At 64.6% G+C, this 14,916-nt stretch carries 13 protein-coding genes; all 13 read left to right on the plus strand.

Going from position 1 to position 14,916, the window contains the following annotated elements:
• Positions 1-261: 261 nt before the first annotated feature.
• The 13 genes from cysS to Spa11_RS16000 all read left to right on the plus strand — a co-directional run bounded on the left by cysS (position 262) and on the right by Spa11_RS16000 (position 14,858).
• Positions 262-2,013 carry a cysteine--tRNA ligase gene (cysS, locus tag Spa11_RS15940; RefSeq protein WP_145114030.1) on the plus strand — a complete coding sequence of 584 codons (1,752 nt, stop codon included), beginning with the start codon at positions 262-264 and terminating at the stop codon, positions 2,011-2,013.
• A gap of 25 nt (positions 2,014-2,038) precedes the next feature.
• Positions 2,039-2,236 carry a type II toxin-antitoxin system HicB family antitoxin gene (locus Spa11_RS15945; RefSeq protein WP_145114032.1) on the plus strand — a complete coding sequence of 66 codons (198 nt, stop codon included), beginning with the start codon at positions 2,039-2,041 and terminating at the stop codon, positions 2,234-2,236.
• A gap of 3 nt (positions 2,237-2,239) precedes the next feature.
• Positions 2,240-2,452 (plus strand): type II toxin-antitoxin system HicA family toxin, encoded by a 213-nt coding sequence (locus tag Spa11_RS15950; RefSeq protein ID WP_145114034.1) that lies wholly within the window; start codon positions 2,240-2,242, stop codon positions 2,450-2,452.
• Between the two features lie 157 nt (positions 2,453-2,609).
• Complete coding sequence (ruvC, locus tag Spa11_RS15955; RefSeq protein WP_197529441.1) at positions 2,610-3,110, plus strand: crossover junction endodeoxyribonuclease RuvC; 501 nt, start codon at positions 2,610-2,612, stop codon at positions 3,108-3,110.
• Positions 3,111-3,136: 26 nt separating this feature from the next.
• Entirely contained in the window at positions 3,137-3,424 is a 288-nt protein-coding gene (locus tag Spa11_RS15960) for a hypothetical protein (RefSeq protein WP_145114036.1), read from the plus strand.
• 52 nt (positions 3,425-3,476) lie between these two features.
• Positions 3,477-4,103 carry a Holliday junction branch migration protein RuvA gene (ruvA, locus tag Spa11_RS15965; RefSeq protein WP_231932980.1) on the plus strand — a complete coding sequence of 209 codons (627 nt, stop codon included), beginning with the start codon at positions 3,477-3,479 and terminating at the stop codon, positions 4,101-4,103.
• 250 nt (positions 4,104-4,353) lie between these two features.
• Positions 4,354-5,730 (plus strand): hypothetical protein, encoded by a 1,377-nt coding sequence (locus Spa11_RS15970; RefSeq protein WP_145114040.1) that lies wholly within the window; start codon positions 4,354-4,356, stop codon positions 5,728-5,730.
• Positions 5,731-5,940: 210 nt separating this feature from the next.
• A complete protein-coding gene (locus tag Spa11_RS15975) occupies positions 5,941-6,801 on the plus strand; it encodes an alpha/beta hydrolase (protein WP_145114042.1) in 861 nt (286 codons plus the stop codon).
• A 469-nt stretch (positions 6,802-7,270) separates the two neighbouring features.
• Positions 7,271-7,888, plus strand: coding sequence for an alpha/beta hydrolase (locus Spa11_RS23030; protein ID WP_261342267.1), 618 nt, complete (start codon positions 7,271-7,273; stop codon positions 7,886-7,888).
• A 221-nt stretch (positions 7,889-8,109) separates the two neighbouring features.
• On the plus strand, positions 8,110-9,489 hold the full coding sequence (locus Spa11_RS15985) for a glycoside hydrolase family 76 protein (RefSeq protein ID WP_197529443.1): 1,380 nt from the start codon (positions 8,110-8,112) through the stop codon (positions 9,487-9,489).
• 156 nt (positions 9,490-9,645) lie between these two features.
• On the plus strand, positions 9,646-10,731 hold the full coding sequence (gene ruvB, locus Spa11_RS15990; protein ID WP_145114048.1) for a Holliday junction branch migration DNA helicase RuvB: 1,086 nt from the start codon (positions 9,646-9,648) through the stop codon (positions 10,729-10,731).
• Between the two features lie 260 nt (positions 10,732-10,991).
• Positions 10,992-12,809: a hypothetical protein gene (locus tag Spa11_RS15995; protein WP_145114050.1), complete on the plus strand. Its 1,818-nt coding sequence runs from the start codon at positions 10,992-10,994 to the stop codon at positions 12,807-12,809.
• 189 nt (positions 12,810-12,998) lie between these two features.
• Entirely contained in the window at positions 12,999-14,858 is a 1,860-nt protein-coding gene (locus Spa11_RS16000; RefSeq protein ID WP_145114052.1) for a peroxidase family protein, read from the plus strand.
• Positions 14,859-14,916 lie beyond the last annotated feature (58 nt).

Genomic DNA, 14,916 nt, shown 5'->3' on the forward strand with positions numbered 1-14,916 from the left:
AGCTGGCTTTCCTCCGCAATTAGCCCCCGGTCAATGACCGGGGGCTAAATGGGCGGCGACGGTCAGCTCGCCGCCTGCTCTTTCCCAGATCGCCCCGAAAGCCGTACCCTTACGGTTTGACTGCTTTGTGTCGGCACGACGCGACTCGAACTACGCGCGTCGCTCGCTGATGCTTACGACGAGCCGCCGTCGGGGACGACGCGGCTCTCGCAGTGGGTGAACGTAATCCGCAATTCAAAATCCGCAATCAGCAAGTCCGTTATGCCTGCCGCCTCGCCTTCTACCGTGTTCAATCCTGCGACGAGCGCCGGTCCGCATCCTACGCTGACCATCTACAACACGCTCTCGAAGAAGAAAGAGCCCTTTGAGACCGTCGAGCAAGGCAAGGTCGGCATCTACCTCTGCGGGCCCACCGTCTATGGCAAGGCGCACATCGGCCACATGGTCGGGCCGGTGCTGTTCGACACGATCAAGCGCTATCTCACGTTCAGCGGCTACGACGTGCAGTGGGTGGTCAATATCACCGACGTGGACGACAAGCTCATCAAGGCCGCCAATGAGCAAGGCATCACAATGGCCGAGGTCGCGGACCTCAACATCCAGGACTACAACGACAACCTCGCGGCGCTCGGCGTCACGGAGATCGACGACTTCCCCAAGGCCACCGAGTGCATGGGAGACATCGTCGATTTCATCGAGAGCCTCGTGAAGGAAGGCGTTGCATACGAATCGCAGGGCGACGTTTACTTCGATGTCGCCAAGGACGCCGACTACGGCAAACTCAGCAACCGCACCGTCGAAGGGATGCAGGGTGACGGCGGCGGCGCGGCGGACCGCAAGCGGTCGGCTGCGGACTTTGCACTATGGAAGAGCGCCAAGGCGGGCGAGCCGTCTTGGGACTCGCCGTGGGGCAAGGGCCGGCCGGGCTGGCACATCGAGTGCTCGGCGATGAGCAAGAAGCTGCTCGGCGAGACGTTCGACATCCACGGCGGCGGCCTCGACTTGGTGTTCCCGCACCACGAGAACGAGATCGCCCAGAGCGAGTCGTGCCACCACAAGCCGATGGTGAAGTACTGGGCCCACAATGGTTTGCTACGCAAAGACGCCGCGGCAGGAAAAATCGGCGGTAAGGCCGAGCGAGAAGAAGGCGCAGCCGCCGATGACGCCGGCGGCAAGATGAGCCGCAGCAAGGGCGCCGGCGGCCTCGCCGACCTCATCGCCAAGCAAGGCGGCGAACGCATCCGCTTCTTCCTCCTCCGCACGCACTACCGCAGCACCGTCCTCTTCAGCGAGGATGCGATCGAAGAGGCCGCCGTTGGCTTGGAGACGTTCTACCGCCTCTTCAAGCGATTCACACGCATCACGAAGGCCGACTTCTACGCGCTGACGCCCCCCACCAGCCGCGGCGCGAGCACCATCGCCCTGGGCGACGACCCAACGCTCAACGCCGCCGAGGCGTGCCGTGACAAGTTCATCGCCGCGATGGACGACGACTTCAACACGGGCGGCGCGATCGCCGAATTGTTCGAGCTCGCTCGGATCACCAACAAGTACTGCGAAGACCACAAGCTCGAAGAGTCGGCCGACCCCGCCGACGTGGCTTCGCTCGAGCTCTTGATGACCACCATCAAGGAACTCGCCAACATCCTCGGACTCTTCCGCGTGCCCCCTGCGAAAGTTGGCGGGGGCGACGAGCTGTTGGCGAAGGTCATGGGGGTCGTCATCGACCTCCGCGCCGACGCCCGCAAGGCGAAGAACTTCGCCGTGGCCGACGCGATCCGCGACGGCCTCAAGCCGGCGGGCCTGACGATCGAAGACCGCCCCAGCGGCGCCGAGTGGACCGGAGGAGGCGATGGCGCCACCGAAGCGGTGATGCAGATGCTGATCGAGCTCCGCGCCACAGCCCGCAATAGCAAAGACTTCGCCACCGCCGACGCGTTGCGCGACAAGCTGGCGGCGATCGGCGTGACGATCGAAGACCGAGCGGGCGGCACGGAGTGGAGCGCCAAATAGTCCCCCAACCTGCGGAGTCAAAGCGATGCGGTACAAAGTCTCACTGGAGCGTAGCGACGAAGGCGTCGCGGCTTCGGTCCTCGGCCTCCCGGGCTGCCACTCGCAAGGCGCCGACGAAGCCGAGGCGATGGCGAACATCCAAGACGCGATCCGCGAGTACCTGGAGGTGCAGCGCGACCTCTGGGCCGACCGCGAAGTGCGTGAAGTCGAAGTGGAGGCGTAAGCGTTGCCCAAGCTCCCCGGCGTCAACCACAAGGATGCGATCCGCGCCCTTGAGAAGGCGGACTTCGTCGTCGCTCGCGAAGGCAAGCACACCGTGATGACCGACGGCGAGCGCATCCTCACCATCCCACGACACAATCCGGTCAACGCCCACACAATGGGCGGGATCGTCCGTGACGCGGGGCTAACGATCGAAGAGTTCCGCAAGCTGCTGTAGCTATTAATTTCTAGCCGCAGATGGACGCAGATAAGCGCAGATGTCCTTCGTACTGCCGACTCGAAACGGGTAGCAGTGAGATTAGCATCTGCGTTTATCTGTGTTCATCGGCGGTTCCCTTCCTCAAGCCTGTAGCCTCAAGCCTCACCCCTACCCTGTGCGTATCCTCGGCGTTGACCCCGGCCTGAACATCACCGGTTACGGCGTTATCGACGCGTCGCGTGCCGGCGTGCGGCTGGTGGAGGCGGGCGTCGTGCGGGGCACGAAGGGCAAGTCGCTTGCGCACCGGGTTGGCGAGATCCACGCCGGGATCGCCGAAGTGATCGCAGCTCTTAAGCCCGAGGCGATGGCCGTCGAAGAGCTGTACTCGCACTACGAGCGGGTGAAGACCTCGATCCTGATGGGCCACGCCCGGGGCGTCATCGTCCTGGCGGCGACGCAGGCCGACGTGCCCGTCGCGCACTACGCGGCGACGCAAGTCAAACGTATCCTCACCGGCGCCGGCCGCGCGCCGAAGTCGCAGATGCAGCAAGCGATCCAGCGCGAGCTGGGCCTTGCCGCCGCGCCCGAGCCGCCCGACGTCGCCGACGCGCTGGCGATTGCGGTGACGCATTGGTACTTGAGTGGGCAGCGGGCAGTGGGCAGCGGGCAGCTGTAGGGCTCGAAACTTCTCCGAGAGACACCATGGATCTTATCACCGCTACAAAGTACGCCGAGGTCGCCGTCGGCGTTGGGCTGGTGCTGTACGTGCTTTGGCGGCAGACGATCCAGAAGCGTTCGGGGCCGCCGACGGCGGTTGAGAACTTCGGGTGGGCGGTGGTGGTGCTCTTCTTCTGCGCCGCCAACGCATTGCAACGCGACTGGATCGGCGTCGGGATGTGGATCGTGTTGGCGGGTTTGTTCTATGTCCGGTGGCGGCGGGAGAGCGGGGCGCCGAAGCCCGGGCTGTTCGAGCCGCCCTCCCCCGACTAACGTCGAGGGCTCGCCATTACTGCCCACTGCCTGCTGCCCACTGCCCACCCCCTTGATCACCAAAATCACCGGCCATGTTGTCGCCGCTGCGGGCGACGCCGCCACGATCGCCGCGGGGCCCTTCGAGTACGAAGTGCTCATCCCCGAGTTCTGCCGCCGGCGGCTGTCGGGAATCATCGGTAACGAAACCTCCCTGCACACCATCGAGTACCTCGAAGGGGACGCGGCGCGTGGCAAGCTCACGCCGCGCCTCGTGGGCTTCACCGCCGCGGTGGAGCGTGAATTCTTCGACATGTTCTGCCAGGTCGACGGCATCGGCGTCCGCAAGGCGCTGCGGGCTATGGTGCGGCCGGTCGAAGAGCTGGCCGTCATGATCGAAGAGCAAGACGCCAAGGGCTTGGCGACGCTTCCCGGCATCGGCCCGGCAACCGCCGAGCGCGTCATCGCCAAGCTACGGCGCAAGGCGGCGAAGTTCGCCCTCCTGGTCGGCCGCAAAGAGACGCCGCTGGGCGACGTCGAAGGCGACCTCCTCAGCGAAGCGTTCGAGATCCTCCGCACCCTCGGGCACAGCGACGCCGACGCCCGCCGTTTGATCGACGGCGTCGTCACCCGCAGCAAGTCGAAGTTCAAGGACGTCGAGGCGCTGCTGCACGCGGTGTACGAGCATCGGAACGATTAGTGGGCAGCAAGAACTCAGGCCGAACGCGCTAGCCACAAACAGCACTGCAATTTGGATCAGCGGCGAGCGCCGTCGGCTCAATTGGGTCGGAACACTCAAAAACCCCACTGCGGGGCCGTGATTTTGCTCCGCCGCCTCCGATCGGCTAGGATATGCGGCGGAACATAGGTAGGGGCCGGCGCTGGCGGCTGGGATCGCGTCTGGGGACGTAGGCCGGCTGGGCGCTCGGACTCTAGCCCCTCTCTTCGCTATGCGTTCGCTCGCTTGCGCTCTGTTTGGCGTACTGGCAGTTACTGCCTCAGTCGCATCGGCCCGAACATGGACCAATGACGAGGACCAGACGCTCGAAGCCGATTTCGTCCGCTATCGCAGCAGCGACCGCACCGTGCTGCTCCGTGGCGAGAACGGTAAGCTCGTCCCGGCGCCAATCGATCGGCTCAGCGAAGAAGACCAGCAATGGGTCGAGGCATACCGCGACTTTGTGGCGCCGCGCATCTGGGGCGACCCGGCGAAACGCCAGCGGGGCCGGTTTCAAGTGCTCCGCGACGACCACGTCGAGGTGCGGCTGGCGAGTGAATCGCTCAGCATCCCGCTCAAGGACCTCACCGCCGAAGACGTGGCGCACCTTGAGGCGTTGTACGCTCATACCGAGGAGGAGCTGCCGGCTTATTTTGCGACCGTCAAGCGCACCGCTGTGGCGAGCCGGCCGCCCGACGGCGCCGTGGAGCGCGACTGGACCGACGCCAAGGGGCGCACCATCACGGCCCTCTACGGCGGCACCGAGGGTGATCAAGCCGTGCTGTGGATCAAGGGCAAGCGATATGTGTACCCGCTAAGCCGCCTCAGCGCCGCCGACCGCACGTGGGTCGGTCAGCAGAAGCTCGGGCAACTCGCTAACGATCTAAAAGGGGGCTGGTCGGCGGCCTCCACGATCGCAATGACCGGCATGGCAAAGGCAATGATGGAAGGCCGGACGCCCCCTACCATGCCGCCGATGGGTCAACCGGGCATGGCCCCGCCGGGCGGGAATCGCGGCGCGCCGTACAGCGACCCCCGCCAGATGGCGTCGAACGGATTCAATCAGCCTCCCTACGACCGCGGCTACCAAGACCCTGCTGGCACGGCCGAAGCGTCTGACCCGTCCTCCGAGGTGCAGGCCTATCAGGCGTCCGAGCCGCCCGTCGATATGCCGCCGCCTGAAAACACCGCGACAGTTGTCGATGGGGCCGCTGGCGACCAGGGACGCGGCGACCCACCCTGGATCTCGAGTGTCGATGAGCTCAGCGGAGACGAATACGATCGCCGACTCGATGAGGCTTTCGCGTCTTATCCCGAGATCAACTATGACGACGCGTACGCCGATGCCTATTGCTCGCATTGCGAGGGCGAGTACGTCGTCCCGGTAGGCTTCAGCACCGGGACGCCGTGCCCGTTGTGTGGCGTGGCTCTAGCAGAGGGTGACATCAGTCTGCTCGCCGACATTGATGACGGAGATTCCTCCGGCCGCCCCTGGTATATGTCGCGAACGCTGAGGCGATTGGTAATCGGGACGATCGTCGTTGTCATCGGTGTCGGCGTGAAGCTCGCCCGCAGTGGCATTCTGAGCGGCGGCGACGAAGAGGCTTGAGGACGAGATGCCGAACTAAGGCATCCTCGAGAAGTGTCCCATCTCCGTCGAGAGCCGGTAACAGGTGACCACAGAGCTACAGAGAACGCGGAGGAAGGCATCGAGGAGATTGCTCAGTGTCTTCCTGTGGCTCAATGGATAGACGCCGGACGGCTCGCGACGCCTGCCCTCCCCTAGCCCCTCCATGATGGGGAGGGGAATATAGCGGATGTGACGTCCGCTCTCTCGTATCGCCGCCGCCTCGGGATCATTGCCTTAGGCGCCGCTCGGCTCGGCGCGATCGTCTATCTCTCGATCCTGCTTTTGATGTCGTTCTTAGAAACGCGGCTCGTGTTCCCGGCGCCTTCCGCGGCGTCAGGCAATTGGACCCCCGCGGGTGGGGATTACGAGGAAGCCTGGATCGACGTGCCAGCCGCCCCCGGCGCCAAGGCGGCCCGCATCTACGGCTGGTTCTTCGACGCGCCCAACGCCAAGCACGCTGTTCTCTACTGCCACGGCAATGGTAACGATATTTCCGACCTGCCCGAGCTGGCGCGGCTGCTGCGGGATCGACTCGACGCGGCGGTGCTCGTCTTCGATTACCGTGGATACGGCAAGAGCGAAGGGACGCCTGACGAGGCCGGAGTTATCGCTGACGGCCTAGCCGCCCAGCGTTGGCTAGCAGAACGGACGGGCCGCACGCCAGTCGACATCGTCGTCATCGGCCGCTCAATCGGCGGCGGCGTCGCCACGGCGATCGCCGCCGAGCAAGGGGCCGCCCTGCTCGTTTTGCAGAGCACGTTCACGAGCCTGCCGGACGCGGCCGCGCGGCATTATCCGTGGCTTCCGGTGCGGTGGCTGATGAAGAATCGATTCGACTCGCTTGCGCGGATGGCGCGCTACCAGGGCCCCGTGCTCATTAGCCACGGAACGAGGGACGAGGTCGTCCCTTTTGAGCAGGCGCGGCAGCTCTACGACGCGGCCGCGGGACCCAAACGGTTCGTTGAACTCCCCGAGGGGATGCACCGCGACGCCCAACCGCTGGCGTACTACGACGATATCCTGGCGATTCTTACGGGCAACCACAACTGATCGCCCGTTGCGCAATCGATTGATCTCCCTACGACCAGGGTGGTCTAGGCGGAGTAGGCGGTCCCGCTAGAGTCGGCAATGCGCCAAGAGTTAATCCGCCCACAGTACTCGCCATCTTGCCGCGCTGATTGGGCGTGCATTCCCTTCGCTACGCTCGCCGATAACGAACCACGGACGACTATCGCTGCGTAGCAAGCATTGCTCGCGCGACGCTCCGCCAGAGGCTGGCGCCCGGATTGCATTGGTCGCCGACTCCACGGACCCAGGAAGAGGCCCCGCTGCCGCTACCGAAGTGATACTCAGCACCATAGAACGATCGCTGGTCTACCCCGCCCCCCCGTTCAATAGGGGGAATTGGGAGACTCGCTGGATCGATCACGAAGACATCTCGATCACGTCAATCGGACCCGGTCGGCAAAGCCAACGCTTGCACGGTTGGTTCTGCCCTCACCCGCGGTCGCGGCGGGTCGTGCTTTATTCGCATGGCCAAAGTGAGCACGTGGCGAGCCTCGTAAGCGTCGTGGTCCGATTGCAGGACGCACTGGACGCTTCGGTGCTGATCTACGACTACCGCGGATATGGCAAAAGCACTGGCCGGCCAACCGAGGCGGGATGCATCGCCGACGGACTCGCCGCGCAGCAATGGCTCGCAGAGCGCACTGGCAGGCTTCCCGAAGAGATTGTCCTGGTAGGCCGCTCACTTGGCGGGGCGGTTAGCGTCGCGGTCGCCGCCACGCGCGGCGCGCGGGCCTTGGTGCTTGAGAACACCTTCAGCCGGCTGACGGATGTGGCGGCCTACCGGTTCCCCTGGGCGCCCGTGCGCCGTGTGATGCACGAGCGTTACGACTCTATCCAGCGTATCCGCCAGTACGATGGCCCGCTGCTCCAACTCCACGGAACGCGCGACCGCATCGTCCCAGCGAAGTTCGCCCGCGAACTCTTCGCCGCTTGCCCGAGTGAGCGAAAGCGCTTCGTCATCCATCGCGGCGGCCAGCACCACGACCCGGCGCCGCTCGATTTCTACTCCCAGCTGAATCGATTCTTGGAAGAAACAGAGACGCCCATCCCCCTACCCGTAGCGGGCTGATGCGTTTGAGACCCTTGGCGCCAGGCGCGGGTGACGCCGAGCTTGCCTCACCAATCCCACGTCACGGCGAGCCGGCGGTGTGGGTGCGAGACAAGCCCGACGCCAGTGGTTATTCTGAATCCCGCGGAGGAGGTCCGGACCCTCCCCCACAGTGCGATTCATGAATGGGGCGGTTCACCTTGTCTCTACGACCCTCTGATAGCTCTTGGCGCGCCCCCTTCGTGTGGTTGGTGGCCCTCGGCCTTTCGTGCCAGGCCGCCGCGCAGTCGCTCTCTTTCGACCACCAACAACTCATCAGCTGGGGCCTAGAGACACAGGCCGAAATCGAAGCGACGCTCGGACTCGCCAATAGCCCCCTTTACGCCGAAACTGCCCATCTCAATGGCAGTCAGTCGGGCGGCGCCGGCGGCGTCGCATTCGCTTGGCCGCTCAGCACACAGTTCCGTGTGCTCAACAGCTTGACGCGAATCGACCCGGTCACCTACGCGCCTCAGTTGCGGGCGTTCTCCGACCGGTTCCACGACGACTTCTGGTGGCCGCAGGGGAGCGGCGGCTACTCGTGCTGCGAAGGTGGCAACGATCGCTACTACGACGACAACGCCCATATCGCCTTAGCGCTGATGGAGTCCTACCGACTCACGGGCGACGATATCTACGCCCGCCGCGCCCGAGACGTCTATCGCTTCCTGCTTGCCGGCGACGTCCCCGGCTACACCGGCGGAAGCTACTGGCGCGTCGGCGACGATTCCTTCATCGACTCGGCCGCCGTGCTGCAAGGCGCTCGCGCCGGCTTCATGCTGTACGAAGAGACGGGCTCCACCGGCTATCTGAACGACGCGATCGAGCGCGTCCAGTGGGCCGAAGAGTACACTCAACTCCCCGAAGGGACCTTCTACGAAAAGTTGTTCCTCACTGGACCTCAGGCCGGTACGGCCGGCAACTTCCCGCTTGTGAACTTCGCGGGATTCGGCATCTCGGCCAACTTGGCTTGGTTCGACGCCACGGGCGATCGCACCCGCCTCGTCGAAGCACAGCGGATCGGCAACGCCTCGCTCAACCGCTACATCAACAAATCCACCGGCGCCCTCAACGACGAAGGCTACTGGACCTTCGAACTCGTCGACGCTCTGGTGGACCTCTACGAGCACGACGGCAACCCCAAGTGGGTCAACGCCGCCGGCGACGCGTTGGAGTGGCTGCACGCCAATCGGCTCGACCCCGAGGGCCACTACGGGGTGCTTTGGGGCCGTGGCGGCGTGCAGTCCGCGACCCTCACCGAGTGGAGCCTCAACGACATGGCGTCGGTCGCGCGGTCGTATCTGCATGTGGGCCTCAGTTCCCCGCTGGGCCTCGCTGGAGACTACAACGACGACGGCGTCGTTGACGCCGCTGACTACACCGTCTGGCGCGACGCCCGCGGCACGAACGCCATCCTGCCGAACGACCACGGTATCGGCGGCGTCATCAGCCTCCGTCACCTCAATCAGTGGCGCACCAACTACGGCGCGACGCAGACCGGGAGCGCCGCGGTCCCCGAGCCGACCGCGATGGCCATCACCGCCTGCGCGGTTGTGCTATCAATATCGCGGCGTCGCGCCTAACGCAGCTAGTGGCCTGGCGCCCGTTCCACACCGACGGCTGGCGTCGCCGACTCGCCTTTTTCCGCGAATGCCCGCGGATTTACCACTGCTCTCCGCGGCCGGGCGTGCATCTGTTAAGCTGTTCACTCCGCCGCTACGCACCACGGAGGGCGCCCGATGCCCCGCGAAACCATCCTCACCGCCGCCGACAGTGACGCCGCTGCCGATGACCGCGTCGAGCCGACGCGACTCGCTGCCGAAGCGCCTCGCACCGACCTCGCCACGGTTGACGATGTCGCCCTGCGGCCCAAGTACCTGCGCGACATCATCGGGCAGCGCGCGGTGTGCGAGCGCATCCAGATCGCCGTGGACGCCGCTGCGGGCCGCAAGGAGCCGCTCGGGCACGTGCTGCTCGATGGGCCGCCGGGGCTCGGCAAGACGACCTTCGCCACCTGCATCCCGCGCGAGCTCGACGTCAGCCTTCAGATCGCCAGCGGCGCCGCCCTCTCCGCGCCGAAGGACCTGCTCCCCTACCTCACCAACGCCGAGGAGGGCTCGGTCCTCTTCATCGATGAAATCCATCGGCTCCCCAAAGCGGTCGAGGAGTTCATGTACCCGGCGATGGAGGACTTTCGGATCGACATCACGCTCGGCGAAGGGATGAATGCCCGCACGCTGAACATGAAGCTGCGGCCGATGACGATCATCGGCGCCACCACGCGCAGCGGCATGCTGTCGGCCCCGCTTCGCGACCGCTTCCCAGTGCGTGAGCACCTCGACTTTTACTCGATCGCCGAGTTGACGCGCATCGTCGTCATCAACGCCAAGAAGCTAGGCCTGCCGATCGATGACGACGCGGCCGAGAAGATCGCCACCGCTAGCCGCGGCACGCCGCGCATCGCGAACAACCGCCTGCGTTGGGTCCGCGACTACGCCCAGAGCCGCGCCGCCGGCGAGGCGACGCTCCCCGTCACCGACGACGCGCTAGGAATGCTCGGCGTCGACCAAGCGGGCCTCGACCCGCAAGACCGCAAGTACCTCTCGACAATCCTGCGCGTCTTCCACGGCGGCCCAGCGGGCGTCGAAGCCATCGCCCACACGATGAACCTGCCCGTCGATACGCTGACCGACGAAGTCGAGCCGTTCCTCTTGCGCAGCGAGCTCGTGATCCGGACACCAAGAGGCAGAAAGCTAACAACGAAGGCTTACGACCACCTCGGCGTCGAAGCGCCAAGCGAAGAAGACGCCCCGCGCCTCTTCTGAGCCGTCGGCGCTAGCCGCTCGCTAGCGCCACGAGCAACTCCACCATCGCATCGTGGCGAGCCGGCGACGTTAGTCGTCGGTGGGAAGCGGGTACCCAGGTTCCACCGAGGACTAACGTCCCCGGCTCGCCGTCCATTGTGATGCTCAAGTGTTCGTGGCGCCGACGCTCTTGTCGTGCCCGACTGCGATTGGCGTAGCGACCCTCCGGGCGTCATACTTCGGCCCGACTGGTTGGGACACCACTTCTCAAGGATGAACAAATGCGTACACGAACGGCGCTGGCGGGGATCGCAGCTTGGCTGCTAGGTCTGGGAACCGTATCGCACGCGGCGTACACCGTTCCTGCGGTCAACCTGCCGGCGCAAACGCCCGACATCGTGCGCGACCGGGTGGCCCGCTCGCTGGCGTCAACCCGCGACCAAGTCGGGCGCGTGCTGCATCCGTTCCGCGGGGAGTTCCACGGCCTGGGGATCGGCGCCAGTAGGTATAGTTTCGCCGCCGATCTGTCGGGCGATGGCCGCGTTGTTGTGGGATACGACGTGACGACTTCCTTGGAGTCTCGTCCCTTCGTCTGGTCACCAGCCACCGGCAAGACGGCATACAACATGCAGCCGAGCGGCGTCTTGGGCAACGCATTTCCCACTTCAATTTCGGCCAACGGCGTCTATGTCGGCGGGCACGTTACGTCGTCCAACTATTTTTCATCGGGCTTTCTGTGGTCGCTCGCGAGTAACCAACGCCTCCCTACAACCTTGGACCGCAGCCGTGAAGTTAACGCACTTTCGGGAGACGGTAAGATTGCAGTTGGCACGCAGTATCGACGTTATCACTTCCCAGGAACTTCAGGTCTGGGATACCATTCGGACGGAGCTTCCGATATTGGGCCGGATGCGAACTATGCCGGCGACCTTGAAAACGATGATGATGATACGCCCTCCCAATGGGCCTACCGTTATACGCGCGGCGGCGTCCTCCAAGAGCCGGGTGTGCTAACAAGCGGCGCAGGCTATTACCTTAACTCCGCGGCGGTAGATGTCACCCGCGACGGACGCACCGTACTCCTCAATGGCAGCAATCCCACAATACCAGGACGCAGCGAGCCGTTCCTTTGGGCGGCTGATGGGACTGTTAAGGCGCTATGTGGTTACGATCATCTACAAGGAGAAAGCCACTATTACGACTCTTTCTACACACAGGCCTATGCAATTTCTGCCGACGGCACGACGGTCGTAGGTTCCGCCGAAAATTTCTACTTCGACGTTGGATGGCAAAGCGCCGCCGTCTTCTGGCGTGAATCGATCGGCTGGACCAATCTTGGGGAGATCCGCACACGGCCCGACCAATTCATCAACAGCGCCGTCGCGACCGGCGTTTCCGGCGATGGCAGCGTTGTGATCGGTGAAATCTCGAGCAGTTCGTATAAAGGGCAATGCATCGACTGTGAGTCTACCCCCTTCCTCTGGGACGAAGCCCGCGGCATGCGCGAACTCTCCGCTGTCCTCCAGCTCGACTACGGCCTCGACCTCTCCGGCTGGACGCTCAACGAAGCGACCGGCATCAGCGACGATGGCACGACGATCATCGGCAACGGCCGCAACCCCACCGGCCAGAACGAAGCTTGGCGCGCCGTCCTCGCCCGCACGACACCGCTGGGCGACATCGACTTCGACGGCGACGTCGATCCGCAGGACTACGCCCAGCTCAAGTTGAACCTCGGCGCCAACTCGGCCGACAGCGCCGTCTTCTACGCCGACGGCGACCTCAACGCCGACGGCCGCGTCGATCAAGCCGACGCCGACACGCTACTGAGCCTCTACCAGGGCCGCAAGCAAGGCGACTTCAACGCCGATGGCGTCGTCAACATCGCCGACTACACTGTGTGGCGTGACCACCTTGGACAGTTCACTGGGGGCCTCGCCGACAGCAACGGTAACGGCTGGGTCAACCACGCCGACCTCGCCTCTTGGCGGAGCCACTTCGGCAGAGTGCTCGGCGCGCTGCTGCCGCTATCGATCCCCGAACCCGCCGCCGCGCTGCTCGCAGCAACGTCGCTCGCCTTTGTGAGCCAGCGGCGCTAGCCGCGGGTGGCGTGACGAATGACACGTTGTTATTTAACTCTGCCGCGGCTGGGCGAGCTTCTTCGACCGACGCCGTCGGACGACATTTAACGGCATTTCATCGTTTCCCTGCGGGCCAATGCCGTTACACTCACGGTTGCTGGGCCAACTAGGCGGCCAGGGGCTAGCTATCGGTTGGGAGACGGTGCGATGCGATTACATGCCTTGGGTTTCTTCGTATTGGCATTCGTGCCGATCTCGGCGTTCGCCGAGGTTCGCACTTACGACGGAACGGGCAACAACGTCGCCATTCCGACGCGGGGCGCCGCCGGGACCGGGATGATCCGCTTCGGCTACAGCGCGGAGTTTCTTGACTCGACCGGGGCGATGATCACCGACGCCCAGCGCGCTAACGCCCGCGACATCAGCAATGCGATTTTCGCCCAGTCCTCAAGCGTCAAAAGCATGCGGGGGCTCAGCGACTTCGCCTGGGGCTGGGGGCAGTTCGTCACCCACGACATCGAGCTGCTCAAGACCGACAATGGACCGGTCATTAATGGATTCGCACCGATCGCGGTGAACAATCCCGCCGACGTTCTGGCGCCGGGTCCGATCCCGTTTGTGCGCGCCGACTTCACGACCATCCCGGGTCGCGGCGGCGGCAGGTCGCCCGTCAACTATGTGTCGAGCTACTTGGACGGCTCGGTCGTTTATGGCAGCGACGCGACGCGGGCGGCCGCCCTCCGTGACACGGGGGGAAAGCTGCTGCTCGACCCCAGTGGCTTGTTGCCTCGCAACACGGCCGGTCTGGAAGTCGAGAACAACGGCCCCCTCCCCTCGACCAGCATGTTCCTCGCCGGCGATATCCGCGCAAACGAGAACCCGCTGCTGACCTCGCTACAGACCGTGTTTGCCCGTGAGCACAATCGGCTGGTCGATGCGATCGCCGTGCAACGGCCGGGTCTCGATGACGAGGGCCGCTACCAACTCGCCCGTCAACTCGTCGGCGCCGAGATCCAGGCAATCACCTACCGAGAGTTTTTGCCCGCCCTGATCGGCGGCGGCACGAGCACACAGAATCTCGACAACCACCAGTACCTGTCGGGCCTCGACTCCTCGGTCACCAACGCCTTCGCCAACGCCGCTTTCCGTCTCGGCCATAGCCAGGTGTCGAGCGACCTAACGCTCGTCGATGAGACTGGCGTCGATTCGACCCTGCCGCTACGCAACGCCTTCCATAATCCCGCTTTAATCGACGCGGACCCGTCGCTTGTCGATACCTTCCTGCGGGGGGCGGCCAGACAACGATCCGAAGAGATCGATACGCTTGTTGTCGACGACCTGCGGAACGCATTATTTGGCCCTCCCGGTTCGGGCGGGCTCGATCTGGCGGCGATCAATATCCAACGCGGCCGTGACGCAGGCCTTCCCAACTACCGCAACCTCAAGTCCAGCCATGGCGCCGGGGGGGTCCAGACCTTTAGCCAGATCACCTCCGACCCCGAGTTGGCTGAGGCCTTGGCGACGGTCTACGGCAACAACCTCAGCAACATCGACGCTTGGGTCGGCGGACTTGCCGAAGACCACGTCGCCGGCGGCAGCGTCGGGCGGATGTTCCACGCCATCATCGACAGTCAGTTCCGCCGTCTCCGCGATGGCGACCGACTGTTCTACACCGGCGTCGCTGCCGGTTTGTACATTGAAGGCGAGCTCGACCCGCTGATCCGCTCCCTGGTGGACCTCGACACGGTAACGTTGGCGGACATCATCCAGGTCAATACCGGCGTCACGAGCCTGCAAGATAATGTGTTCTTCGTCCCCGGCTTTACCGATCTCGCCGAAGGCGACCTGAATGGCGACGGCGTCGTCAATGCCGCTGATTACACCCTGATCCGCGATGGCGCCACCTCGATGACCGACGACGCGATGGCGCTCTTCCGTACCCACTACGGCTACCACCTCGGCGCCTACCCTAGTAGCGGCGGCAATCGCAGCGTTTCGGTCCCCGAGCCCACGGCCGCCGCGCTGCTGGCGGCAGTCGCAATCGCCACCGTGAGCCGTCGGCGCTAGCCGCGGGTGGCGTTGCAGACGGCGCGACTCACAAGAGCCGCAGCGAGCCGGCGACGTT

This window comes from Botrimarina mediterranea, assembly GCF_007753265.1.
Lineage (GTDB): Bacteria > Planctomycetota > Planctomycetia > Pirellulales > Lacipirellulaceae > Botrimarina > Botrimarina mediterranea.

Excerpts from the sequence above, each read along its gene's own strand:
- Spa11_RS15995 (WP_145114050.1), top strand. The coding sequence starts at position 10,992 with ATGCGTACACGAACGGCGCTGGCGGGGATCGCAGCTTGGCTGCTAGGT.
- Spa11_RS16000 (WP_145114052.1), top strand. The coding sequence starts at position 12,999 with ATGCGATTACATGCCTTGGGTTTCTTCGTATTGGCATTCGTGCCGATC.
- Spa11_RS15970 (WP_145114040.1), top strand. The coding sequence starts at position 4,354 with ATGCGTTCGCTCGCTTGCGCTCTGTTTGGCGTACTGGCAGTTACTGCC.
- cysS (WP_145114030.1), top strand. The coding sequence starts at position 262 with ATGCCTGCCGCCTCGCCTTCTACCGTGTTCAATCCTGCGACGAGCGCC.
- Spa11_RS15960 (WP_145114036.1), top strand. The coding sequence starts at position 3,137 with ATGGATCTTATCACCGCTACAAAGTACGCCGAGGTCGCCGTCGGCGTT.
- Spa11_RS15945 (WP_145114032.1), top strand. The coding sequence starts at position 2,039 with ATGCGGTACAAAGTCTCACTGGAGCGTAGCGACGAAGGCGTCGCGGCT.
- ruvB (WP_145114048.1), top strand. The coding sequence starts at position 9,646 with ATGCCCCGCGAAACCATCCTCACCGCCGCCGACAGTGACGCCGCTGCC.